Genomic DNA, 25,523 nt, shown 5'->3' with positions numbered 1-25,523 from the left:
GAAGACTCTGGTTCTTTTTAATATGTTTGAGAATATATATTTTCATATAAGACAAGTACAGGAAAGGATTTTTAAAACAGAAAAGACCTGACAAATTATTAACTTAACAATACAAGATTTACCATTGTATTGTGAATACCAAGAAGTATTTACAATTAAATGTAAAATACAGGTACATTCCCAATGAAATATTCAAAAAAATGTATAAAATATTCATTTTCGACATAAAAAATTTATATAATCTAAAAAGATATTGTAAACAATAAGCATTTTGTGATAAAATGAAAGTGCTGTGCTGGGCTGATTGTTAATTTAACGACAGACTGCGAAAAAAGGATTATAAATATAAAACATAGAAAGAAGGAGTATGAGCATGGGAGCAACTTTTAAAGGTGGCATACACACCTATGACGGTAAAGAATTAGCAAAAGACAAAGCTACTGCCTTACTACTGCCAAAGGGTGAAATGGTATATCCTATGTCACAACATATTGGGGCGCCGGCGAAGCCAATCGTAGCTAAGGGTGATTATGTATTGGCGGGGCAAAAAATTGGAGAGGCAGTTGGAGCTATATCGGCCAATGTAATCTGTTCTGTATCTGGTACTGTTAAAGCAGTGGAACCGAGACTGACAGTAGCAGGAACTATGGTTGAATCAGTTATTGTGGAAAATGATAACGAATACAAAACAATAGAGAATTTTGGAACTAAAAGAGATTATGGAAAGCTTTCAAAAGACGAAATTAGAAATATTATAAAGGAAGCAGGAATAGTAGGTTTAGGTGGTGCAGCTTTCCCAACCCACGTAAAATTCACACCAAAGGATGATAACAAGATTCAGTATGTTATTATTAATGGTGCGGAGTGTGAACCCTATTTAACTTCTGACTATAGAATGCTGTTAGAGGAACCTGAGAAAGTTATCAGCGGACTTAAGATAGAACTAAGTTTATTCCCTAATGCAAAAGGCATTATTGCTATTGAAGACAATAAGCCGGAAGCAATTGCTAAAGTAAAAGCTTTATTAACGAATGAATCTAAAATTGAAGTAAGAGTATTAAAGACCAGATATCCTCAGGGTGGAGAACGTGTACTGATTTATGCCTTAACCGGTCGTAAAATAAGTTCTAAGATCCTTCCTTTTGAAGTTGGATGTATTGTGAGCAATGTGTGTACCGCTATTGCTGTGCATAATGCAGTTGCAGAAACCACACCTTTAATTAACCGTATTATTACCGTTTCCGGTGATGCTGTGAAGAACCCTGGTAATTTCAATGTAAGAACAGGTACAAATTACAATGAATTATTAGAAGCAGCTGGCGGATTTAAGAGTAAACCTGCAAAAGTGTTTTCTGGCGGTCCTATGATGGGACAGGCAATGTTTACTGTAGATGTTCCTGTTTCAAAAACAACCTCCGGATTAGTTGCATTTTTGGAAGATGAAGTGGCAGAATTTGATTCTACCGCATGTATTCGTTGCGGTAGGTGTGTTGAAGTATGTCCAAGCCGTGTCATTCCTCAGAAAATGTATGAGTATGCGGTTCATTCGGATGCTGAGAATTTTGTGAAAGCAGATGGAATGGAATGCTGTGAATGTGGATGCTGTTCTTATGTATGCCCTGCAGGATTAAGATTGACTCAATCCTTCAAGCAAATGAGAAAAAGCGTGTTAGACAGCAGAAAAAAATAGTATAAATAAAGAGAGGTGTCAATTTTGAGCGAATTATATAACGTATCCGCTGCTCCTCATATTAAAAGCTGGGAATCTACCAGAACGATTATGCAGGATGTAGTAATTGCTTTAATTCCAGCCAGTATACTTGGTGTATATAATTTTGGGCTTAGAGCCTTAGCTGTTATTCTAGTGTGTGTTGTAGTCAGCTTATGGACTGAATATATTTATGAAAAAGGAATGAAAAAACCTGTTACCATTGGTGATTTTAGTGCTGTTGTTACCGGTTTGCTTTTGGCTCTTAACCTGCCGGCATCTATTCCATTATGGATTGCTGCAGTTGGAAGTGTATTTGCTATATTAATTGTAAAACAATTATACGGTGGAATTGGACAAAACTTTATGAATCCTGCTTTAGCAGCACGTTGCTTCTTATTAATAAGTTTTGGAGCAAGAATGAATGATTTTAAGATTCCTACCGTAAGTGCAACAAAAGACCTGCTTATTCATGGTGCAATGGCAGTTGACGGTGTATCCGGTGCAACGCCTTTAGCAGCATTAAAGGGAGGTACTGCTACTGATCTAATGAATATGTTTTTTGGGAATATTGGCGGAACTATCGGAGAGACAAGTGCAATCGCAATTCTGATTGGTGCTGCATACTTACTGTTTAAGAAAGTTATTTCTTGGAGAATTCCGGCTACATATATTCTTACTTTTGTAATCTTTATGATTTTATTTGGCGGCAAGGGATTTGATGTTAATTTCTTATTAACTCATGTTCTTGGCGGAGGATTGTTATTAGGTGCTTTCTTTATGGCAACAGATTATTCTTCCAGCCCCATTACCAGAAACGGTAAAATCCTGTTAGGTATATTCCTTGGACTGTTAACCGGTATATTTAGAACCTTTAGCAGTGCACCGGAAGGTGTATCTTATGCTATTATTTTAGGCAATTTAGTAGTTCCTTTAATTGATAAGGTAACTATGCCAAGACATTTTGGAAAGGGGACTAAGGTAAATGGCTAAGGAAAAGAAAAGTTCAATTATAAAAGATGCTCTGATTTTATTCGTTATTACTTTAGTTGCAGGTGTCTCACTAGGTTTTGTATATGAATTGACTCTGCCTGCTATTAAAGGTCAGGAATTAAAGAAGCAGACAGAAGCCTATAGTGCAATTTATCCGGATGCAGCTGAATTCGCAGCGGATGAGGATTTGACAAAATTGGCTGAAGAAGCTGTAACAAAAGTATTAGAACCAAATGGTTTAAAAGGTAATACAATCGATGCAGCATTTGTTGCATTAGATGCTTCCGGAGAAAAAATTGGTTATGTAATGTCAATTACTTCAGGAAATGGTTACGGCGGTGCTATTACCTTATCTCTTGGATATTCAGTAGATGGAGTCATTCAAGGAATGGAGATAATATCTATGAGTGAAACACCGGGTTTTGGTGCAAAAGCTAATGAGTCCTTATTTAAAGACCAATTTAAGGGCAAAAAAGCGGATTTAATTGAATTTACCAAATCAGGTGCAACCGCAGAAAATCAAATTGATGCAATAAGCGGTGCTACTATTACTACAACAGCAGTAACAGATGCAGTCAATTCAGGACTTCGCTTCATCAATGAATTGGTTGAAGCAGGAAAGTAGGGGTGAGTAGGATGAGTAAACAAAACAAAAAGACAAGTTTATTTGAGCCGTTTATTAACGGTCTAATGAAAGAAAATCCTACCTTCGTGTTAATGCTTGGCTTGTGTCCTACATTAGCAGTAACAACATCAGCAAGCAATGCATTAGGTATGGGCTTATCTTCAACTGCTGTATTAGTTATGTCTAACCTTTTAATATCAGCACTTAGAAACATTATTCCGGATAAAGTAAGAATGCCGGCGTATATTGTTATCGTTGCATCCTTTGTAACGATTGTACAATTTATATTACAAGGATATGCTCCTGGTATATATGAATCTTTGGGAATTTATATTCCGTTAATCGTAGTTAACTGTATTATCCTGGGAAGAGCAGAAGCATATGCTAACCAGAACACTGTTGGTTTATCCATTATGGATGGTATTGGTATGGGATTTGGATTTACCATTGGTTTATTCCTAATCGGCACTTTCCGTGAAGTACTTGGTGCAGGTACTGTTATGGGATTCAAAGTGACTCCGGAAGCTTTTGAGCCTGCAAATATCTTCGTATTAGCTCCCGGTGCATTCTTCGTACTTTCTATATTAACAGCACTTCAAAACAAGTTTAAGCTAAAGTCAGCAACCAACGGTTCTGTTCCTAGATCTGGTTTAGCTTGCGGCGGCGATTGTTTATCCTGCCATGGCGGAACTTGTGAAGATAACAGAGAAAAACTAGAAGCCTCAAAAACAGTGGCTGCTAAGAATAAGAAGGAGGATTAATTAAATGGGAGAATTAGTATTGCTATTCATTACATCAGCATTCGTAAGCAACGTTGTACTAAGCCGTTTCCTTGGATTATGCTCCTTTGTTGGTGTTTCTAAAAAAATTAAAACTGCCACTGGAATGGGATTCGCAGTTGTATTCGTTATTACAATTGCATCAGCTGCGGCAAACTTAATATATGATAATATTTTAGTTCGTTTTGATTTGGAATATTTACAAACCATTGTGTTCATTTTGGTTATTGCAGCGTTGGTTCAATTTGTTGAAATGGTAATTAAGAAATACAGCCCGGCTCTATACAATGCATTAGGTGTTTATTTGGCATTAATTACCACAAACTGTGCGGTGTTAGGTGTTGCTTTGATTAATGCCCAAGAAGAATTCAATATTCTTTATAGTATTGTAAATGGTTTTGCTACAGCTTTCGGCTATCTTGTTGCTATAACATTGTTATCCGGTATTCGTGAACGCATGGAGAATAATGACGTACCTAAGTCCTTCCAGGGCATGCCAATCGTTTTAATTACATCCGGATTAATGGCGATTGCATTCTATGGATTCTCAAATCTGAAGCTTTAGGAGGGGGACGAGAAGATGAATATTATAGGATTGTTAGGGAAGATTACCCTTATAAATGCGTTGCCTGTTTTAGCCTTTAATATGAAAGGTGTTGTAATGGCAACAGTACTTGTCAGTGCTACCGGTTTAATAATTGGTATCTTACTTGGAATAGCTGCGAAAAAGTTTGAGATTAAGGTAGATGAAAAAGTAGCTTTAGTACGTGATCTTTTACCTGGTAATAACTGTGGTGCCTGTGGATATGCCGGCTGTGATGCTATGGCAGAAGCTGTTGCGGTGGGAAAAGCTCCTGTAAACGGCTGTCCTGTGGCGAATAGTGCAGTACATGCCCAAATAGCTGAAGTAATGGGTACAGAAGCAGGAGAAGTGGATAGACAGGTTGCCTTTGTAAAATGTGCCGGTACTTGTGACAAAGCCAAAGTAAAATACAATTATGTTGGTATTAAAGATTGTAAACAGGCAAATGTGGTTCCTGGCGGCGGACCAAAACAATGTACTTATGGATGTACAGGATACGGTTCCTGTGTAGACGTATGTGAATTTGATGCGATCCACATTGTTGATGGTATTGCATTGGTTGATAAAGAAAAATGTACTTCCTGCGGTTTATGTATTAAGGAATGTCCTAAGAATTTAATTGAACTGGTTCCTTATAAAGCAGAAACAAAAGTACGTTGTAACTCAAAGGATAAAGGGCCGGTTGTAAAACAAGGTTGTAGTATTGGATGTATCGGATGTAAGCTTTGTGAGAAAGCTTGTCAGTATGATGCAATACATGTTGACGACAATCTGGCATTAATCGACTACAGCAAATGTACCAACTGCGGAGAATGCGTTAAGAAATGTCCAACTAAGGTTATTCTTTCTGAGTTAACAAAGAATCCAAATCAAGCAAAAGCGGTGTAATATACATGAAAAATTCCATTGCAACAAAAACAGCTTACTATGGTGTGCTTATTGCCTTAGCTCTTATATTCAGCTATGTTGAAGTTTTAATTCCTATTCCTATAGGGGTTCCAGGGGTTCCCGGTATTAAATTGGGACTTGCCAATATAGTGATTCTTATTGGATTATATGTAATGGGAACTAAGGATGCATTTATTATTTCCTGTATCCGTATTGTGCTGGTAGGATTTACTTTCGGTAATATGTTTAGCATCCTATATAGTTTAGCCGGTGCAATATTAAGCTGGCTTGTTATGGTTCTATGTAAAAAGATGAAAGGCCTTAGTATAGTTGGTGTAAGTATTGCCGGTGGAATCTCACACAATATTGGACAGATTGTTGTAGCAGCACTTACTATGAAGACCCCGGGTATTTTATCTTATTTGCCGGTCTTACTGATTGCCGGTACAATAACCGGATTTGTAATTGGTATATTAGTGGATATCATTTTAAAAGTACAAACAAAGGCTTTTAAGTAAGCCGTCATATAAATACTAGGAGCTGTTGCAGAAATTGACATGTTGTTGTTCTGCAACAGCTTTTTACTTTTATATATGAATATAATTCTGATAGGATACAATGTGGAATTTTGGTGTCATAAATAGTTATTATGTCATTTCTCTTGTAATAAATCAGAAAATATGGTATAATTTAACATGTGAATTGTTCGTCACGTTTGCCTAAAAGGTGTCAAAACCCATATGGCAGCAGTATATATTCATAAGAATCTAATACTAAGGAGACGTTTCATGAAGATGATGAGGAAAATGAGTATTAAAGTAAAATTATTATTAGGGTTTACAGCAGCGAATCTTATTCTCATTATAGTAGGCCTTTTAGGTCTTTATGGGATAGAAACACTGCAAAAGAATTCAGAAATGATCTACAGTTATAATTTACGAAGTGTTGATCAGTTACATCAGGTAAAGGAAAGCTTGCTGAATATCCGTATGGAGATTCAAAATGCAGTATTGCACGAGGATCCTGATCAGACTGCCACAGCTGAAAGAAAAATTAAGATTTATGCCCAGCAAAATCAAACCGTATTAAAGTCTTATAGTGAGTTAGACTTGGCAAAGGATATGAAGGCTGATTATATTAAATTACAGGGATTGCTTATAGAATATCGTGATGCAAGAACGAAACTGCTGGATGAGGCGAAAGCAGGTAATTACGATAAAGCAAAAGAGATGGTAACAGGCGTATTAGAGATAATTGGCCGTGTAGATGTTGTAATTGACGGACTTATCGAGAAGAATCAGGTAATGGCGAAAGAAGATTATGATTTTAATACAGTTACATATAATAAGATACGTATATATATGCTGATTGTTGCGGTATCCGGGGTATCTATCAGTATGCTTATCAGCATATTAATATCTTTCGGTATATCAAGACTAGCTAAAAAAGGCTTAGAATTTGCAAGAGCAGTGGGAGAGGGAGATCTGACCTATCAAGTGGAGGTAAAGAGTGATGATGAACTTGGTAAATTGATCAAAGCACTGATACAGGCAAGAGATAATATACGTCAATTAATATATAACATTATAGAACAATCTCAAGAAGTTACTGCTTCCAGTGAGGAACTTTCTGCTACATTAGAAGAGATGTCCAGCACCTTTTCACAAATTGAAAATAATACTTCTTCCATTGTAGATAATATCCAGGAAGTTCACGCAATAACAGAAGAATTATCTGCTACAGTGGAGCAGGTGAATTCCGGTGTGGCACAGTTATCTTCTGAATCTATGCAAAGCAGTGATGAATCTGTACATATAAAAGACAGATCCATTGAAATTAAGAATAAAGGATTTGAGTCTAAGTCTTTAGCAGATACTTTATATGAAGAAAAAGAAGAGAAGATTTTAAAAGCTATTGAACAAGGCAGTGTAGTAGATGAGATTATTATATTTGCAGAATCTATTGCGGCAATTGCAGAACAGACCAATCTGTTAGCAATTAATGCGGCTATTGAATCAGCGAGAGCCGGGGAACAAGGTAAAGGATTTGCAGTGGTTGCAGATGAAATACGCGTATTGGCTGAAAAATCCTCAGGTTACGTTAAAAACATTCAAAGTGTAGTAGCCAATGTAAAAGGGGCGGTTGGAAATCTTTCTGAGAATTCAAAAGATGTATTAGACTTTATTAGTAATCGGGTAAGAGATGATTACAAATTGTTAATTGAAACGGGAAGCAGTTATGAAAAGGATGCGGCATTTGTAAGCGACTTATCCAGGAATGTTGCAGCTATGGCAGAATCTTTGAATACGTCTACAGAAGAAATCGCAGCAGTTGTTCAAACAATAGTGGTCAACGTGGACAGCACCAACAAGAATTCCGATGAAATCCTGTTAAGTATTGAACAGACTGCCAAGGCGATGGAGGAAGTTGCCAGGACAGCACAGCACCAGTCGGCAATTGCAGAAGAACTAAGCCGGATGACATCTCTATTCAAGATTTAATATGGAAGAATTATAAAAGGTGTTGTGAATCTGAAATTTTATTAAAAGAATAATTTGTCATAAGTATATTTTATTATAAAAGGAATAGAATTTAAAATTCCATATATACTATATTTTTATAAGAAGCAGTTGTAAGATATGATGATATCAGATGGAACATAGGAGGAAAATATAAGACGATGAGTTTCATATTTTCTTCTGCTATGAAGACTCATGATATAATAAGACTGCCAAGCCGAAGGCTTGTGTAGATAACGATCATAAATTTTGTCCTTTAAATTTATGATATAAAGAATTTATTTTACAGCAGCTTCTTATACTATTTTATATTGATAAAAATATACTTGTAAATTTTTCGAAATAGTGATAAAATGGGAATACATATAAAAAATATATTGACGTATGTTTTATAGTATGTTATATTAGACTAGCGATGGAAGAGGTCTTTTTTTTATGCCTAAAAATCCGTGTTCCATATATTTTAACTAAAAATTAAGAATATTGGATCACCCAATTTTAAATTTAACGGAGGTGGAAGTTGTGCGCGTAAAGATCACATTGGCATGTACAGAATGTAAACAACGTAATTACAACATGACAAAGGAAAAGAAATTACATCCTGACAGAATGGAAACAAAAAAATATTGTAAGTTCTGTAAATCACACACATTACACAAGGAAACAAAATAGTTAGGTTTGATTTTTCGAAAGGAAAGTGAAGTCATGGGAGAAACTGCAAACAATACAGAAAAAGCTCCAAAGAAAAGTTGGTTCAAAGGTCTAAAAGCTGAATTCAAAAAGATAATTTGGCCTGATAAAGAATCACTTGCGAAGCAGTCACTGGCAGTTATTGTTATATCCGTAATTTTAGGTCTAGTAATCGCCGTATTGGATTTAGGAATCAAATATGGTGTAGATACTTTTATAAAAATAGGATAGGGTGATATTCATGTCAGAGACAAATTGGTACGTTGTTCATACCTATTCCGGATATGAGAATAAGGTAAAAGCCAACATAGAAAAAACAATTGAAAACAGAAAGCTTCAAGATCAGATCTTAGAAGTGTCCGTTCCTATTCAAGATGTTATTGAAGTAAAGAATGGAGTTAAGAAAAAAGTTCAGAAGAAAATGTTCCCTGGATATGTTTTGCTTAATATGGTAATGAACGATGATACCTGGTACGTAGTTCGTAATACGCGAGGCGTTACTGGCTTCGTCGGTCCTGGATCAAAGCCGGTTCCATTAACAGAAGCAGAAATGCGGGGAATGGGAATTAAGAAAGACGATGTTGTAATTGACTTAGCTGTTGGTGATACTGTTGCAGTAATCTCTGGTGTGTGGGAGAATACTACAGGTGTTATTAAGCAAATTAATACACATAAACAAATCGTCACAATTAACGTTGATATGTTTGGTCGTGAAACTCCTGTCGAGATCAGTTTCACAGATGTCAAAAAAATTATGTAAACAAAAATACATCTAGAATACATGAAATATCGGAAAACGATAGGTATCTAGATAGTGGGAGGGTAATGGATGCATATCCATTGGATACTATTATCCATAGGGTAATATCCATGGATTACTAATCCTAGAAAGAATTCTGTTGCAGATGAAAGTCTGCTATAGATGAGAATCTAATGTAGATGAAATATTAAATCTACTACTCCCGGTAAAACCACAATATTTCAGGAGGTATGCTATAATGGCAAAGAAAGTTACAGGTTACATTAAATTACAAATCCCTGCTGCAAAGGCTACACCAGCTCCACCAGTTGGACCAGCTCTAGGTCAGCACGGTGTTAACATTGTACAATTCACAAAAGAATTCAATGCAAGAACAGCAGATCAAGAAGGAATGATTATACCAGTAGTTATTACTGTATATCAGGATAGAAGCTTTAGCTTCATTACTAAGACTCCACCAGCTGCAGTTTTACTAAAGAAAGCATGTAAAATTCAATCTGGTTCAGCTGTTCCAAACAAAACTAAAGTTGCTACTATTACTAAGGCAGAAGTTCAAAAAATCGCTGAATTAAAAATGCCTGACTTAAATGCAGCAAGTGTTGAAGCAGCAATCAGCATGGTTTCCGGTACAGCCAGAAGCATGGGAATAACTGTAGTTGACTAATATAGATGTTACTGTGGGAGGGTAATACTAATCTAATTGGAAGATTAGTAAAGAAAGAGATGTAAATAATATTACATGAACATCTTATATACTCCCGATACTACCACTAGGAGGTTAATAGAATGAAAAGAGGAAAGAAATACGTTGATGCTGCGAAGCTTATCGACAGAGCTACTTTATATGATGCAGCAGAAGCAATCAGTTTAGTTAAAAAATCAGCAGTTGCTAAATTTGATGAAACAGTAGAAGCTCACGTTAGACTTGGTGTTGATGGACGTCATGCTGACCAACAGGTTCGTGGTGCGGTAGTATTACCACACGGAACCGGTAAAACAGTTAAAGTACTTGTATTTGCTAAAGGCGATAAAGTGGCTGAAGCAGAAGCAGCAGGTGCAGATTATGTTGGTGGAGAGGAATTAGTTCCTAAGATCCAAAACGAAGGTTGGGTAGATTTTGATGTAGTTGTTGCAACTCCAGACATGATGGGTGTTGTTGGTCGTTTAGGACGTGTACTTGGACCAAAAGGCTTAATGCCAAACCCAAAAGCTGGTACTGTTACCATGGATGTAACAAAGGCTGTTAAAGATATTAAAGCAGGTAAGATTGAATATAGATTAGACAAGACCAATATTATTCACGTGCCAGTTGGTAAAGCTTCCTTTACGGAAGAACAATTAAGCGACAACTTCCAGACGCTAATAGGTGCAATCATTAAAGCAAAACCAGCTGCTGCAAAGGGACAATATCTAAAGAGCGTTGTACTAGCTTCTACTATGGGACCTGGTGTTAAATTAAACACAGCTAAATTAGGTTAATCCATTTGCAAGCAATATTTTGAAATTTATGATTTATGGTTGACACTATAATAGATTAATGATATACTACAACGTGTTATAACTGCCGAAGACAGTAGGTGCGGTTGAATGAAAATATTTCATTCATAGCGTAAGTTGAGAACGCCTACCGAGGGAAATAAGAAATCTAAGATGACTTATAATAACCCTTACTGTCTAACAGTAAGGGTTTTTTTGGTTAAAAGATTATGTTTCGGATTCTACGAAACATTACTACCAAGATCCCCTTTGACAGAAGAATGTAAAATCTATAAGGAGGTGTGCTAGAATGGCAAAAGTAGAACTTAAACAACCTATCGTTGATGAAATCAAAGGATATGTAAAAGACGCAAAAGCAATTGTTGCTGTAGACTATCGTGGACTTACTGTAGAAGAAGATACAAAACTTCGTAAACAGTTAAGAGAAGCAGGTGTAGTTTATAAGGTTTACAAAAACACAATGTTAAAGCGTGCTTTTGAAGGAACAGAATTTGAAGCATTATCTAAGCACTTAGACGGACCTACTGCTGTAGCATTTGGTCTTGATGATGCAACTGCTCCTGCAAGAATCCTTAATGATGTTTCTAAGACTTCTCCAAACTTAGAGTTTAAAGCTGGTGTTGTTGAAGGAACCTATTACGATGCAAAAGGCATTCAGGTTATCGCAACTATTCCATCAAGAGAAGTACTTATTTCCAAATTACTTGGAAGCTTACAATCCCCTATTACCAACTTTGCTCGTGTTATTAAGCAAATTGCAGAAAAGCAAGGCGAAGTAGCATAATAGAAATATGTAAGATTATTAAAGCTTAGATATAATATTAAGTAAAATATTCGAAACGGATATAACATTCGAAAAGAATAACAGAGAATATAAACGAAAAATTTAATTGGAGGTAATTAATAATGACAACTCAAGAATTTATTGATGCTATTAAAGGCATGACAGTATTAGAATTAAATGATTTAGTAAAAGCATGTGAAGAAGAATTTGGTGTATCTGCAGCAGCAGGTGTTGTTGTAGCAGGACCAGCAGCAGGTGCTGGAGCAGCAGCAGCTGAAGAAAAAACTGAATTTGATGTTGAATTAACAGATGTTGGTGCAAACAAAGTTAAAGTTATCAAAGTTGTTCGTGAAGTAACTGGCTTAGGCTTAAAAGAAGCAAAAGACGTTGTTGACGGAGCACCTAAGGTAATTAAAGAAGCTGCTTCCAAAGAAGAAGCTGACGATATTAAAGCTAAACTTGAAGCAGAAGGTGCTAAAGTTACACTTAAATAATATTAAGAAATTAATTTATGTTAAGAATCCCACAACAAAGTTGTGGGATTTTTGTTTATTTATTCAAAAGACAAAAAGAAATAAAAAAAGTCAACAAATTTTTGTTGACACAATGAAAAATTTGTGATAGCATGAAAAGTGCACTATTGTGCTGTAGTATGCCTAAGTGTATATATTATAGCACATAAAAACTAAGTTGAAAAGTATTTTCATAAAATTATTCAAGAATATTTCGCAAAATAGGTTTTTATACCCATTATTTTGGTAATATTTATGAATATTAATAAAACATCAAGGGGTGAAAACGTCAATGGATAAAAACAGGATACGTCCAATCAAAGTTGGTAACGGCGTTAGAATGAGCTACTCAAGGCAAAAAGAAGTATTAGAAATGCCAAATCTTATTGAAGTTCAGAAAGATTCATATCAATGGTTTCTTGACGAAGGTCTAAAAGAAGTCTTTGAGGATATTTCTCCAATTGAAGATTATAGCGGGCATTTAAGCTTAGAGTTTGTGGATTTCGTGCTGTGTGAAGATGATGTAAAATATTCAATTGAAGAATGTAAGGAAAGAGATGCTACCTATGCAGCTCCTCTTAAAGTAAAAGTCAGACTTCACAACAAAGAGAACGATGAAATCAATGAACACGATATTTTTATGGGCGATTTACCTTTAATGACGGAAACAGGAACTTTCGTTATTAATGGAGCTGAGAGAGTTATCGTAAGCCAATTAGTACGTTCCCCCGGTATCTACTATGCTATTGGACATGACAAGATTGGTAAGAAACTATTTTCCTCAACGGTTATTCCTAACAGAGGAGCATGGTTAGAGTATGAAACAGATTCCAATGATGTGTTTTATGTACGTGTAGACAGAAACAGAAAAGTTCCAATTACTGTTCTTATTCGTGCATTGGGCATTGGAAGTAATGTTGAGATACAGGAGATTTTTGGTGAAGAGCCTAAAATTATAGCAAGTATCGCAAAGGATCCATCTGATAATTACCAGGATGGTTTACTTGAGTTGTATAAAAAGCTGCGTCCGGGCGAACCGCTTTCTGTAGAAAGTGCAGAATCCTTAATAAATAGTATGTTTTTTGATCCCAGAAGATATGATCTTGCGAAAGTGGGCAGATTTAAATTCAATAAAAAACTGGCATTGAAAAACCGTATACTTGGTTTTACTCTTACAGAAGATGTTATAAATAAAGAAACTGGTGAAATTCTTGCGGAAGCAGGAACAGTAGTTACAGAAGAGCTTGCAGTTTTAATTCAGAACGCAGCGGTTCCCTCCGTTGTGGTTCAGGCAGAAGAACGTAATGTTAAAATTCTTTCTAATTTAATGGTTGATTTAAACTATTATTTGGATGTAGATAAAGAAGAATTGGGAGTAACAGAAGAAGTTTACTACCCGGTTTTAAAAGGCATTTTGGAAGAATATAAGAATTTAGAAGATAGAATAGCTGCAATTAGAAAGAACATAGCCGATTTAATTCCAAAGCATGTAACTAAAGATGACATATTTGCTTCTATTAACTATAATATTCATCTGGAATACGGTATTGGCGCCGCAGATGATATTGACCATTTAGGAAACCGAAGAATCAGAGCGGTTGGCGAATTATTACAAAACCAATATAGAATCGGTCTTTCCAGAATGGAACGTGTAGTTAGAGAAAGAATGACAACACAAGATTTAGAAGGCATCAGCCCTCAATCTTTAATTAATATTAAACCTGTTACCGCTGCGGTAAAAGAATTCTTTGGTAGTTCCCAGCTGTCACAATTTATGGATCAACATAATCCATTAGGTGAATTAACACATAAGAGACGTTTGTCTGCTTTAGGTCCTGGTGGTTTGTCCAGAGATAGAGCAGGATTTGAGGTTCGTGACGTTCACTATTCTCACTATGGAAGAATGTGTCCGATTGAAACACCGGAAGGTCCTAACATCGGTTTAATTAACTCCTTAGCTAGTTATGCGAGAATTAATGAGTATGGATTCATTGAAGCGCCATATAGAAAAGTAGACAAATCCGATCCTAAAAATCCTAGAGTTATAGATGAAGTTCTTTACATGACAGCAGACGAAGAAGATAAATATGTTGTAGCACAGGCCAATGAGCCATTAGATGAGGATGGATATTTCAAAAGCAGTAATGTATCCGGACGTTTTAGAGATGAAACTTCTGAATTTGAAAAATCCAAAGTTGACTATATGGACGTTTCTCCCAAAATGGTATTCTCCGTTGCTACAGCAATGATTCCATTCCTTGAGAATGACGATGCTAACCGTGCCCTGATGGGTTCCAACATGCAGCGTCAGGCAGTTCCTCTTTTAATCACAGAGGCACCTGCGGTAGGAACCGGTATGGAAGCAAAATCAGCAGTTGACTCCGGTGTATGTGTAGTTGCTAAGAAATCCGGTGTTGTTGAAAAATCAGTAGCAAAAGAAATCGTTATCAAGAATGATGATGGAACCAAAACTCCATACAAGCTTGTTAAATTTGCTAGAAGTAATCAGGGTACTTGTATTAATCAAAGACCTATTGTTAATAAAGGTGACAGAGTAGAAGCCGGTCAGGTAATTGCAGATGGTCCTTCTACTTCACAAGGTGAGTTAGCATTAGGAAAGAATCCATTAATCGGATTTATGACCTGGGAGGGTTATAATTACGAAGATGCGGTTCTCCTTAGTGAGAGATTGGTTCAGGAAGATGTATACACTTCTGTTCATATTGAAGAATATGAAGCAGAAGCAAGAGATACAAAACTGGGACCGGAAGAAATTACAAGAGATGTTCCAGGTGTTGGTGATGATGCATTAAAAGACCTGGATGAAAGAGGTATCATAAGAATCGGTGCTGAAGTTCGTGCGGGAGATATTCTCGTAGGTAAGGTAACTCCGAAAGGAGAAACAGAACTTACTGCAGAAGAGAGACTTCTTCGTGCAATCTTCGGTGAAAAGGCAAGAGAAGTAAGAGATACTTCCCTTAGAGTACCTCATGGTGAATATGGTATCATTGTAGATGCCAAAGTATTCACAAGAGAGAACGGAGACGAGTTATCTCCTGGTGTGAACCAAACTGTTCGTGTATATATTGCCCAAAAGAGAAAAATCCAAGTGGGTGATAAGATGGCTGGCCGTCATGGTAATAAGGGTGTTGTTTCCCGTGTATTACCTGTAGAAGATATGCCTTTCTTACCAAATGGCAGACCTCTTGATATAGTATTAAACCCATTAGGCGTACCATCACGTATGAACATTGGACAGGTGCTTGAGATTCACTTAAGCCTTGCGGCTAAAGTTCTTGGCTTTAATGTGGCTACACCGGTATTCGATGGTGCCAATGAGTACGATATTATGGATACACTGGAACTTGCCAATGATTATGTAAATGAAGATTGGGAGTCTTTTGAAGGAAAATATAAAGATATATTAGATCCTGAAATAATGGATTATTTCGATAGAAACAAAGAAGAAGCGAAAGCCCAATGGGCAGGTGTCCCTATTAACCGTGATGGTAAAGTTAGACTACGTGACGGACGTACCGGAGAATATTTTGATGGATCTGTTACTGTTGGTTTCATGCACTACCTGAAACTCCACCATTTGGTTGATGACAAGATCCACGCCCGTTCAACGGGACCGTACTCCTTAGTTACTCAGCAGCCTCTTGGCGGTAAAGCACAATTCGGCGGACAAAGATTCGGTGAAATGGAAGTTTGGGCACTGGAAGCATATGGTGCAGCTTATACGTTGCAAGAAATTTTAACTGTTAAATCTGATGATGTAACAGGACGTGTTAAGACTTATGAAGCTATTATTAAGGGTGAAAATATTTCAAAACCTGGAATACCGGAATCCTTTAAGGTGCTTTTAAAAGAATTACAGTCATTGGCACTGGATGTAATAGTATTAGACGAAAATGGTCAAGAAGTTAAGATGACAGAAAACATTGATTATGGCGATGGAGACTTAACACCACTAATTGAAGGAGACAACAACTTCAGATATGACGAGGACTATAGTGAAGCTGGATACAGAGAAACTACTGCTGAAGAAGACAGTTTCTTTGATGCCTTTGAAGAGGATGCTGTTGAAGTAAATGAAGTGGATGACGAAGATTTCGATTTATAAAAAATGACTGATGGAATTGGGGAAAGATACTTACCTCTCTGATTCCATTAGGAGTTATGACATTTTTTATGTTAATATTGAACGGATGGAACAGTGTCCGTACTATGAAAGGAAGTGCCAGATGATGCCAGAAGTAGTGAATAACGAAAGTTCTCAAGAAATCACATATGATGCGATTAAAATTGGCTTAGCTTCTCCTGAAAAGATCAGAGAATGGTCAAGAGGCGAAGTTAAGAAACCGGAGACAATTAACTACAGAACGTTAAAACCTGAAAAAGACGGGTTGTTCTGTGAAAAGATATTTGGACCAAGCAAAGACTGGGAATGTCATTGTGGTAAATATAAGAAGATTCGATATAAGGGCGTAGTATGTGACCGTTGTGGTGTTGAAGTAACCAAAGCCAGTGTTCGTAGAGAAAGAATGGGACACATTGAACTTGCTGCACCGGTATCACATATATGGTATTTTAAAGGAATTCCTAGCAGAATGGGTCTTATTTTGGACCTGTCTCCTAGAACATTGGAAAAAGTACTATATTTTGCATCTTATATTGTTTTGGATAAAGGTAATACAGACTTACAATATAAACAAGTTTTAAATGAAAAAGAATACAGAGAAGCATATGAAAAGTATGGTAATAAGTTTAGAGTTGGAATGGGTGCGGAAGCTATTAAAGAACTGTTAGAAGCAATTGATCTTGAAACTGAAGCGGTTGCACTAAAGAAAGAATTAAAAGGTTCTACCGGCCAAAAAAGAGCAAGAATTATTAAAAGGCTGGAAGTAGTAGAAGCATTCAGAGAATCCGGAAATAGACCGGACTGGATGATTCTTACCGTGGTTCCTGTTATTCCACCTGATCTTAGACCAATGGTACAATTAGACGGTGGACGTTTTGCAACTTCTGATATGAATGATCTTTATAGAAGAATCATTAACCGCAATAATCGTTTAAAGAGACTTCTAGAATTAGGTGCACCGGATATTATTGTACGTAACGAAAAGAGAATGTTACAAGAAGCAGTAGATGCTTTAATTGATAATGGCAGAAGAGGAAGACCGGTTACAGGCCCTGGTAATCGTGCGCTTAAATCCTTATCTGATATGTTAAAAGGTAAGCAGGGACGTTTCCGTCAGAACTTACTTGGTAAACGTGTTGACTATTCCGGTCGTTCCGTTATCGTAGTAGGACCTGAGTTAAAGATTTATCAGTGTGGACTTCCAAAGGAAATGGCAATTGAATTGTTTAAACCTTTCGTTATGAAAGAATTGGTTGCAAGGGGAACTGCCCATAATATAAAATCTGCAAAGAAAATGGTGGAAAGACTTCAATCAGAAGTTTGGGACGTTTTAGAAGAAGTAATCAGAGAGCATCCCGTTATGTTAAACCGTGCCCCGACACTTCACAGATTAGGTATTCAAGCTTTCGAGCCGGTACTTGTTGAAGGTAAGGCAATTAAACTTCATCCATTGGTATGTACAGCTTTCAATGCCGATTTTGATGGTGACCAGATGGCCGTCCATTTACCACTGTCTGTTGAAGCTCAGGCAGAATGCCGATTTTTACTGTTATCACCTAACAACTTATTAAAACCATCCGATGGTGGTCCGGTTGCGGTACCTTCACAGGATATGGTACTTGGTATTTATTACCTGACATTAGAAAAACCGGGTGATTTAGGCGAAGGCCACTGCTTTAAGAGTATAAATGAAGCAATTCTTGCATATGAGAATAATGCAATTACTTTACATGCCAAAATTAAAGTAAGAAGAACCGGTATCAATAGCCAAGGTGTAGAAGAAAGCAAAGTGATTGAATCAACTTTGGGAAGATTTATTTTCAATGAAATGCTCAGTCAGGATCTGGGATTTGTAGACAGATCCAATCCAGATAATTTCTTGGCATTGGAAGTTGATTTCCATGTTGGTAAGAAACAGTTAAAGAAGATTCTTGAAAAATGTATCAATACCCATGGTGCAACAACAACTGCAGAAACTTTGGATGCGATTAAATCCCTTGGTTATAAATATTCTACAAGAGCAGCTATGACCGTTTCTATTTCTGATATGACAGTTCCGCCAGAAAAGAAAATCATTATTTCAGATGCAGAAGCTACGGTAGAAGAAATCTCTAAGAATTTCCGCCGTGGTTTGATGACAGAAGAAGAAAGATACAAAGCAGTTATAGAGACTTGGAAAGAAGCCGATGATGAAATTACAGAAGCTCTTCTAACCGGTCTTGATAAATATAATAATATATTCATGATGGCTGACTCCGGTGCCCGTGGTTCTGACAAGCAGATCAAACAGCTTGCAGGTATGCGTGGACTTATGGCCGATACAACTGGTCGTACTATCGAGTTGCCTATTAAATCAAACTTCCGTGAAGGACTTGATGTTTTGGAATACTTTATTTCTGCTCATGGTGCCAGAAAGGGTCTTTCCGATACCGCTCTTCGTACAGCCGATTCCGGATACCTGACACGTCGTTTAGTTGATGTTTCTCAGGATTTAATTATTCGTGAAGTAGATTGCTGCGAAGGCAAAGAGTCTCCGGGTATGTGGGTAAAAGCATTTACCGACGGTAAGGAAGTAATTGAAAGTCTGGAAGATAGAATTACAGGAAGATACTCTTGCGAAACTATTTATGATGATAATGGTGAAATTATAGTAAAAGCAAATCATATGATTACACCAAAGAGAGCTGCTAAAATTGTTGCTACAAGTAAGATTGTGGAAGCAGGAAACGCAGCAAAAGTCAAGATTCGTACTATTCTTGGCTGTAAATCACACATTGGTGTTTGTGCAAAATGTTATGGTGCCAACATGGCAACCGGTGAAGCCGTTCAGGTAGGTGAAGCAGTTGGTATTATTGCAGCTCAGTCAATCGGTGAACCAGGTACACAGTTAACCATGCGTACATTCCATACAGGTGGTGTTGCCGGTGATGATATTACACAGGGTCTTCCTCGTGTTGAAGAACTTTTTGAAGCCAGAAAGCCAAAGGGTCTTGCAATCATTGCTGAATTTGGCGGTACCGTTACTATTAAAGATACCAAAAAGAAGAGAGAAGTTATTGTAACCAACGATGAAACCGGAGAAGCTAAGGCATACTTAATTCCTTACGGTTCCAGAATCAAAGTTTCCGATGGGGATATTTTAGAGGCTGGTGACGAGTTAACAGAAGGTAGTGTAAACCCTCATGATATTCTTAAGATTAAAGGGGTTCGTGCTGTTCAGGATTATATGATTCAGGAAGTTCAAAGAGTTTACCGTTTACAAGGTGTTGAAATCAACGATAAGCATATCGAAGTGATTGTACGTCAGATGCTTAAGAAAGTCCGTATTGAGAACAGCGGTGATTCTGAATTCCTACCTGGTAAATTAGTAGATGCACTGGAATTCGATGATGTGAACGAACAATTGGAAACAGAAGGTCTAGAACTTGCTGAAGGTAAGCAGGTAATGCTTGGTATTACAAAGGCTTCCTTAGCTACCAACTCCTTCTTATCCGCTGCCTCCTTCCAGGAAACAACTAAGGTCCTTACAGAAGCTGCTATTAACGGTAAAGTAGATCCATTAATTGGTCTAAAGGAAAACGTTATTATCGGTAAGTTAATTCCTGCGGGAACCGGTATGAAGAGATATCGTTCTGTAAAACTGGATTCAGATACGGAAGAAGAAATCATGATTTCTGAAGATTTGGAAGATGATAACTTTGATAATTACCATTATTCAGAATCCACCATGGATGATGTAGATGGTGTGGAAGCAGATGATTTTGATGATGACGATGCAGAATTATTAGAGGAAGATTTTGAAGAGGTCGACTTTGGACTGGAAGATTTGTCCGATGAAAGTGAAATTGACGAAGGTTTCTTAGATGATGATTTTGATGATGAATCTACAGATAAATAATTAAATTATAATATACAATTTCAATCTGGGTGCAAATTCAACAAAGCTGAATTTGTACCCAGAAATTCTATACATTTAAAACTTTTAGTACTTTACTAGATTTCACATTTCTAAATTACTAAAATTTCAAATAAATCCCTTGACAACAGATGTAATTTAAAGTATAATCAGTAAGCGCGATTTTATATTGCGATAAAATTTGTGTGCAAATTTGCATACAAGAAACCTATGACAGTGGGCAACCCAAACAATCAATAATCATCAGGAGGTGAAAATTAATGCCTACATTTAACCAATTAGTAAGAAAAGGAAGAAAGACTATTGAGAAAAAATCTAACTCTCCAGCTCTTCAAAAAGGATTTAACTCCTTAAACAAGAGAACAACAGATACATCCTCACCACAAAAAAGAGGTGTATGTACAGCAGTTAGAACAGCTACACCTAAGAAGCCTAACTCAGCTCTTAGAAAAATTGCCAGAGTACGTCTTTCCAACGGTATCGAAGTAACAAGCTATATCCCTGGTGAAGGTCACAACCTTCAGGAACATAGTGTTGTTCTGATCAGAGGTGGTAGAGTAAAGGACTTACCAGGTACTCGTTATCACATCATCAGAGGTACACTTGATACAGCAGGTGTTGCTAAGAGAAGACAGGCTCGTTCCAAATACGGAGCAAAGAGACCTAAAGAAGCAAAAAAATAATAAGATTCTAACTAATCATTAAGTGCCGGGTTAATTTTTAAATTCAGATTTTGATAAATCCCTATGGGTTGCATTTTATCACCGAAATGAGAAACATGTTTTCAAAATATACGGTATAGATTTGAAGATAGAGTTAAACTGTGCATGAACACAAATTCCCTGTGAGGAATATGTGAGTACCGAGGATCTAAGAAAAACTTATTGTGAATCAATAAGAGATATTAAGGAGGGAAGCAACGTGCCACGTAAAGGACATATACAAAAAAGAGATGTATTAGCAGATCCAATTTATAACAGCAAAATTGTTACTAAGCTAATTAATAACATTATGCTGGATGGTAAAAGAGGAACTGCACAAAAGATCGTATACGGAGCTTTTGAAAAAGTAGCTGAAAAAACTGGCAAGGAAGCAATCGAAGTTTTCGAAGAAGCTATGAACAACATTATGCCAGTTCTTGAAGTTAAAGCTAGACGTATCGGTGGTGCAACATATCAGGTGCCTATCGAAGTTAGACCTGATAGAAGACAAGCATTAGCTCTTCGTTGGTTAACTTTATATTCTCGTAAAAGAGGAGAAAAGACCATGGAAGAAAGATTAGCTAATGAGCTTATGGATGCAGCAAACAATACAGGTTCTGCTGTTAAGAAGAAAGAAGATATGCATAAGATGGCTGATGCTAATAAAGCATTTGCACATTATAGATGGTAATTTCCGTTTTTATATTATTTCAAATAAAAGTAATAATATAGTATTCTGAATAATTAACATTTAGGTATTACAGCCGGTAAATAATTTTATGCCGAAAAGCAATACTATATAACTGGCAGTAATATGGCATTATGATATATATCTTTTTACGATGTAAATATTAATATAGTGTAAAATCATCATACGACTGAAAGATTTTATATGAACCACTAGAATTTAAGGAGGAATTTCCTTGGCTGGAAGAGAATATCCGTTAGACAGAACTAGAAACATCGGTATTATGGCTCATATTGATGCTGGTAAGACAACACTTACCGAACGTATCTTATTCTATACCGGTGTTAACTACAAAATCGGTGATACTCATGAAGGTACTGCTACCATGGACTGGATGGAACAGGAACAGGAAAGAGGTATCACAATTACTTCAGCCGCAACTACATGTCACTGGACTCAGGAATTTGAACATAAAAAAATTCCTGGTGCTTTGGAACATCGTATTAACATTATCGACACTCCGGGACACGTTGACTTTACAGTAGAAGTTGAACGTTCCTTACGTGTACTAGATGGTGCTGTAGGTGTATTTAGTGCTAAAGGTGGTGTAGAACCACAATCAGAGACTGTATGGCGTCAGGCTGATAAATATAGCGTACCTAGAATCGCATTTATTAATAAAATGGACGTAACCGGTGCTGATTATTTCAATGCTATTGAAATGATTAGAACAAGATTAGACAAGAATCCTGTAGCTCTTCAATTACCTATTGGTAAAGAAGACACATTTGTAGGTCTTGTTGACCTGTTTGAAATGAAAGCTTATTATTATTTAGATGATAAGGGTACAGATATTGAAATAAAAGAAGTACCAGACGATATGAAAGAACAGGCTGAAGAATATAGAGCAGCCATGATTGAAGCAATCTGTGAAACAGATGATGATTTAATTGAAAAATTCTTAGAAGGTGAAGAACCAACTATGGAAGAATTAAAATCTGCTTTAAGAAGGGCTACTATATCTGTTCAAATCATTCCTGTACTTTGCGGTTCCGCGTATAAGAATAAAGGTGTTCAGAAATTATTGGATGCTGTTATTGAATATATGCCGGCACCTACAGATATCGAAGATATTAAAGGTGTAGATGAAGAAGGTAATGAAACAAGCAGAAAATCATCTGATGAAGCTCCATTTGCAGCATTGGCATTTAAGATAATGACAGATCCTTTCGTTGGTAAACTTGCATTCTTTAGAGTTTATTCAGGTACTGTGAATTCAGGTTCTTATGTACTTAACTCAACAAAGGGCAAGAAAGAACGTGTTAGCCGTATCCTTCAGATGCATGCTAACAAGAGAGAAGATCTTGAAAAGGTATATTCAGGTGATATCGCAGCAGCAGTTGGATTTAAGTTCACTACAACCGGTGACACAATTTGTGATGAAAAAGCTCCGGTTATTCTTGAATCCATGGAATTCCCAGAGCCAGTTATTGACGTAGCTATTGAGCCTAAGACAAAAGCTGGTCAGGATAAAATGGGTGAAGCTCTTGCGAAACTTGCAGAAGAAGATCCTACTTTCAGAACTCATACAAATACAGAAACAGGTCAAACAATTATTTCCGGTATGGGTGAACTTCACCTTGAAATCATTGTAGACAGACTTCTTAGAGAGTTTAAGGTAGAAGCTAATGTAGGAGCACCTCAAGTTGCTTACAAAGAAACATTTACTAGCACTGTTGAAGTCGATAGTAAATATGCTAAACAATCCGGTGGTCGTGGACAATACGGACACTGTAAAGTTAGATTTGAGCCTATGGATGCTAACGCTGAAAAGACATTCGAATTCAATTCAACTGTTGTAGGTGGTGCTATTCCTAAGGAATATATCCCTGCTGTTGGTGAAGGTATCGAAGAAGCTTCTAAAGCTGGTATTCTTGGCGGATACCCAGTACTTGGTATCAAAGCGACTGTATACGATGGTTCTTACCATGAAGTCGACTCTAATGAAATGGCATTTAAGATTGCAGGTTCTATGGCGTTCAAAGATGCTATGCATAAAGCAGGAGCTATTTTACTTGAGCCTATCATGAGAGTTGAGGTTACTGTACCAGAGGATTATATGGGAGACGTAATCGGTGATATGAGTTCACGTCGTGGACGTATTGAAGGAACAGAAGATATTAATGGTATTAAACTAATCAGAGGATTCGTTCCATTATCTGAAATGTTTGGATATGCTACAACACTTCGTTCTAAGACTCAGGGCCGTGGCGGTTATTCCATGTTCTTCTCAAGCTACGAACCAGTTCCAAAGAATGTACAAGAAAAAGTTCTTGCGGATAAAGGTAAGAAATAATCTATTATATATGGTTTAATATGTAAGAAACTATTTGTTATTTTAGCTTGAAAAAATTTCTAGATTGAAATATAATTAAGCTTATAAGAAAATATAAAATTAATCCCCGGGAGGCATTCCCTTACGGGCAATCCCTTATGGGCTGTGCAAACTAAACGGCACATGAAAAAGCATTTATTTTAAAGGAGGACTTTATAAAATGGCTAAAGCTAAGTTCGAAAGATCTAAACCACATTGTAATATCGGAACCATTGGTCACGTTGACCATGGTAAAACTACATTAACAGCTGCAATCACTAAGACTCTTCATGAAAGATTAGGTACTGGTGAAGCAGTAGCATTTGATAAGATTGATAAGGCTCCAGAAGAAAAGGCTAGAGGTATAACAATCTCTACTTCTCACGTTGAGTATGAATCAAAAGCTAGACACTATGCACACGTTGACTGCCCAGGACATGCTGACTACGTTAAGAACATGATCACTGGTGCTGCTCAGATGGACGGCGCTATCCTTGTAGTTGCTGCTACTGACGGTGTTATGGCTCAGACAAAAGAGCATATCTTATTATCCCGTCAGGTAGGTGTTCCTTATATCGTAGTATTCATGAACAAATGTGATATGGTTGATGACCCAGAACTTCTTGAATTAGTAGAAATGGAAATCAGAGAATTATTAAATGAATATGAATTCCCAGGGGATGATACTCCAATCATCCAAGGATCAGCTCTTAAAGCTCTTGAAGATCCTACAAGCCAATGGGGAGATAAGATTCTTGAATTATTTGATGCTATCGATGCTTGGATTCCAGATCCTCAGAGAGCAACAGATAAACCTTTCTTAATGCCAGTAGAAGACGTATTCTCTATCACAGGACGTGGTACAGTTGCTACAGGACGTGTTGAACGTGGTGTTCTTCATGTATCTGAAGAAGTTGAAATCGTTGGTATTAAAGAAGAAACTCGTAAAGTTGTTGTAACTGGTATTGAAATGTTCAGAAAGCTTCTTGATGAAGCTCAAGCTGGTGATAACATTGGTGCACTTCTTCGTGGTGTTCAAAGAACAGAAATCGAAAGAGGACAGGTTCTTTGTAAACCAGGTACAATCAAATGCTACAAGAAATTTACAGCTCAAGTTTATGTATTAACAAAAGATGAAGGTGGACGTCATACTCCTTTCTTCAATAACTATAGACCACAGTTCTATTTCAGAACAACTGACGTAACTGGCGTATGTAATCTTCCAGAAGGCGTAGAAATGTGCATGCCTGGTGATAACATCGAAATGTCTATCGAATTAATCCATCCAATCGCTATGGAGCAAGGTTTAGGCTTCGCTATCCGTGAAGGTGGTAGAACAGTTGGTTCAGGTAAAGTTGCTAC

Annotated in this window: 21 protein-coding genes and 1 other annotated feature; all 21 genes read left to right on the top strand. The window is 36.9% G+C overall.

From position 1 onward, the window contains the following. The first annotated feature begins 373 nt into the window (after positions 1 to 373). A complete protein-coding gene (rsxC, locus tag BM183_RS14430) occupies positions 374 to 1,690 on the top strand; it encodes an electron transport complex subunit RsxC (protein WP_091687580.1) in 1,317 nt (438 codons plus the stop codon). A gap of 24 nt (positions 1,691 to 1,714) precedes the next feature. Continuing rightward, positions 1,715 to 2,701: an RnfABCDGE type electron transport complex subunit D gene (locus BM183_RS14425; protein WP_091687579.1), complete on the top strand. Its 987-nt coding sequence runs from the start codon at positions 1,715 to 1,717 to the stop codon at positions 2,699 to 2,701. Further along, entirely contained in the window at positions 2,694 to 3,326 is a 633-nt protein-coding gene (locus BM183_RS14420; protein WP_091687578.1) for an RnfABCDGE type electron transport complex subunit G, read from the top strand. Before BM183_RS14425 ends, BM183_RS14420 begins: the two co-directional genes overlap by 8 nt. An 11-nt stretch (positions 3,327 to 3,337) precedes the next feature. Then, on the top strand, positions 3,338 to 4,087 hold the full coding sequence (locus tag BM183_RS14415) for an RnfABCDGE type electron transport complex subunit E (protein ID WP_091687577.1): 750 nt from the start codon (positions 3,338 to 3,340) through the stop codon (positions 4,085 to 4,087). 4 nt (positions 4,088 to 4,091) lie between these two features. Then, on the top strand, positions 4,092 to 4,670 hold the full coding sequence (locus BM183_RS14410; protein ID WP_091687576.1) for an electron transport complex protein RnfA: 579 nt from the start codon (positions 4,092 to 4,094) through the stop codon (positions 4,668 to 4,670). Between the two features lie 81 nt (positions 4,671 to 4,751). Further along, positions 4,752 to 5,576, top strand: a complete 825-nt coding sequence (locus tag BM183_RS14405; protein ID WP_242961007.1) for an RnfABCDGE type electron transport complex subunit B — start codon at positions 4,752 to 4,754, stop codon at positions 5,574 to 5,576. 5 nt (positions 5,577 to 5,581) lie between these two features. Continuing rightward, a complete protein-coding gene (locus BM183_RS14400) occupies positions 5,582 to 6,094 on the top strand; it encodes a Gx transporter family protein (RefSeq protein WP_091687575.1) in 513 nt (170 codons plus the stop codon). A gap of 270 nt (positions 6,095 to 6,364) precedes the next feature. Continuing rightward, positions 6,365 to 8,077 carry a methyl-accepting chemotaxis protein gene (locus BM183_RS14395; RefSeq protein ID WP_091687574.1) on the top strand — a complete coding sequence of 571 codons (1,713 nt, stop codon included), beginning with the start codon at positions 6,365 to 6,367 and terminating at the stop codon, positions 8,075 to 8,077. Positions 8,078 to 8,617: 540 nt separating this feature from the next. Continuing rightward, complete coding sequence (rpmG, locus tag BM183_RS14390) at positions 8,618 to 8,767, top strand: 50S ribosomal protein L33 (RefSeq protein WP_091687573.1); 150 nt, start codon at positions 8,618 to 8,620, stop codon at positions 8,765 to 8,767. 33 nt (positions 8,768 to 8,800) lie between these two features. Continuing rightward, the gene (gene secE, locus BM183_RS14385) at positions 8,801 to 9,016 is read left to right on the top strand and encodes a preprotein translocase subunit SecE (RefSeq protein WP_091687572.1); all 216 of its coding nucleotides are present in this window, start codon (positions 8,801 to 8,803) and stop codon (positions 9,014 to 9,016) included. A 10-nt stretch (positions 9,017 to 9,026) separates the two neighbouring features. Next, complete coding sequence (gene nusG / locus BM183_RS14380) at positions 9,027 to 9,545, top strand: transcription termination/antitermination protein NusG (RefSeq protein ID WP_091687571.1); 519 nt, start codon at positions 9,027 to 9,029, stop codon at positions 9,543 to 9,545. A gap of 238 nt (positions 9,546 to 9,783) precedes the next feature. Then, complete coding sequence (rplK, locus tag BM183_RS14375; RefSeq protein ID WP_091687570.1) at positions 9,784 to 10,209, top strand: 50S ribosomal protein L11; 426 nt, start codon at positions 9,784 to 9,786, stop codon at positions 10,207 to 10,209. A gap of 122 nt (positions 10,210 to 10,331) precedes the next feature. Further along, positions 10,332 to 11,024, top strand: coding sequence for a 50S ribosomal protein L1 (gene rplA / locus BM183_RS14370; protein WP_091687569.1), 693 nt, complete (start codon positions 10,332 to 10,334; stop codon positions 11,022 to 11,024). A gap of 67 nt (positions 11,025 to 11,091) precedes the next feature. Then, positions 11,092 to 11,248, top strand: a sequence feature (ribosomal protein L10 leader region). Between the two features lie 83 nt (positions 11,249 to 11,331). Continuing rightward, on the top strand, positions 11,332 to 11,826 hold the full coding sequence (rplJ, locus tag BM183_RS14365; RefSeq protein WP_091687568.1) for a 50S ribosomal protein L10: 495 nt from the start codon (positions 11,332 to 11,334) through the stop codon (positions 11,824 to 11,826). A 122-nt stretch (positions 11,827 to 11,948) separates the two neighbouring features. Then, on the top strand, positions 11,949 to 12,320 hold the full coding sequence (rplL, locus tag BM183_RS14360; protein WP_091687567.1) for a 50S ribosomal protein L7/L12: 372 nt from the start codon (positions 11,949 to 11,951) through the stop codon (positions 12,318 to 12,320). Positions 12,321 to 12,630: 310 nt separating this feature from the next. After that, positions 12,631 to 16,464: a DNA-directed RNA polymerase subunit beta gene (gene rpoB / locus BM183_RS14355; protein WP_091687566.1), complete on the top strand. Its 3,834-nt coding sequence runs from the start codon at positions 12,631 to 12,633 to the stop codon at positions 16,462 to 16,464. A gap of 124 nt (positions 16,465 to 16,588) precedes the next feature. Then, entirely contained in the window at positions 16,589 to 20,380 is a 3,792-nt protein-coding gene (rpoC, locus tag BM183_RS14350; RefSeq protein ID WP_091687610.1) for a DNA-directed RNA polymerase subunit beta', read from the top strand. Positions 20,381 to 20,658: 278 nt separating this feature from the next. After that, complete coding sequence (gene rpsL, locus BM183_RS14345) at positions 20,659 to 21,081, top strand: 30S ribosomal protein S12 (protein ID WP_091687565.1); 423 nt, start codon at positions 20,659 to 20,661, stop codon at positions 21,079 to 21,081. Between the two features lie 238 nt (positions 21,082 to 21,319). Then, entirely contained in the window at positions 21,320 to 21,790 is a 471-nt protein-coding gene (gene rpsG, locus BM183_RS14340) for a 30S ribosomal protein S7 (RefSeq protein ID WP_139221532.1), read from the top strand. 232 nt (positions 21,791 to 22,022) lie between these two features. Beyond that, positions 22,023 to 24,143 carry an elongation factor G gene (fusA, locus tag BM183_RS14335; RefSeq protein WP_091687564.1) on the top strand — a complete coding sequence of 707 codons (2,121 nt, stop codon included), beginning with the start codon at positions 22,023 to 22,025 and terminating at the stop codon, positions 24,141 to 24,143. A gap of 199 nt (positions 24,144 to 24,342) precedes the next feature. Next, on the top strand, positions 24,343 to 25,523 hold a 1,181-nt coding region (gene tuf / locus BM183_RS14330), incomplete at its 3' end, for an elongation factor Tu (protein WP_091687563.1).

This window comes from Anaerocolumna aminovalerica, from assembly GCF_900115365.1.
Classification (GTDB): Bacteria; Bacillota; Clostridia; order Lachnospirales; family Lachnospiraceae; genus Anaerocolumna; species Anaerocolumna aminovalerica.
This window is presented reverse-complemented; position numbering and strand designations above follow the sequence as displayed.

Coding starts and splice junctions, on each gene's coding strand:
- BM183_RS14405 (WP_242961007.1), top strand. CDS start 4,752: ATGAAAGGTGTTGTAATGGCAACAGTACTTGTCAGTGCTACCGGTTTA.
- rpoB (WP_091687566.1), top strand. CDS start 12,631: ATGGATAAAAACAGGATACGTCCAATCAAAGTTGGTAACGGCGTTAGA.
- BM183_RS14410 (WP_091687576.1), top strand. CDS start 4,092: ATGGGAGAATTAGTATTGCTATTCATTACATCAGCATTCGTAAGCAAC.
- rpsL (WP_091687565.1), top strand. CDS start 20,659: ATGCCTACATTTAACCAATTAGTAAGAAAAGGAAGAAAGACTATTGAG.
- nusG (WP_091687571.1), top strand. CDS start 9,027: ATGTCAGAGACAAATTGGTACGTTGTTCATACCTATTCCGGATATGAG.
- BM183_RS14395 (WP_091687574.1), top strand. CDS start 6,365: ATGAAGATGATGAGGAAAATGAGTATTAAAGTAAAATTATTATTAGGG.
- rplJ (WP_091687568.1), top strand. CDS start 11,332: ATGGCAAAAGTAGAACTTAAACAACCTATCGTTGATGAAATCAAAGGA.
- BM183_RS14415 (WP_091687577.1), top strand. CDS start 3,338: ATGAGTAAACAAAACAAAAAGACAAGTTTATTTGAGCCGTTTATTAAC.
- BM183_RS14420 (WP_091687578.1), top strand. CDS start 2,694: ATGGCTAAGGAAAAGAAAAGTTCAATTATAAAAGATGCTCTGATTTTA.
- rplA (WP_091687569.1), top strand. CDS start 10,332: ATGAAAAGAGGAAAGAAATACGTTGATGCTGCGAAGCTTATCGACAGA.
- rplK (WP_091687570.1), top strand. CDS start 9,784: ATGGCAAAGAAAGTTACAGGTTACATTAAATTACAAATCCCTGCTGCA.
- BM183_RS14400 (WP_091687575.1), top strand. CDS start 5,582: ATGAAAAATTCCATTGCAACAAAAACAGCTTACTATGGTGTGCTTATT.
- secE (WP_091687572.1), top strand. CDS start 8,801: ATGGGAGAAACTGCAAACAATACAGAAAAAGCTCCAAAGAAAAGTTGG.
- rplL (WP_091687567.1), top strand. CDS start 11,949: ATGACAACTCAAGAATTTATTGATGCTATTAAAGGCATGACAGTATTA.
- rsxC (WP_091687580.1), top strand. CDS start 374: ATGGGAGCAACTTTTAAAGGTGGCATACACACCTATGACGGTAAAGAA.
- rpoC (WP_091687610.1), top strand. CDS start 16,589: ATGCCAGAAGTAGTGAATAACGAAAGTTCTCAAGAAATCACATATGAT.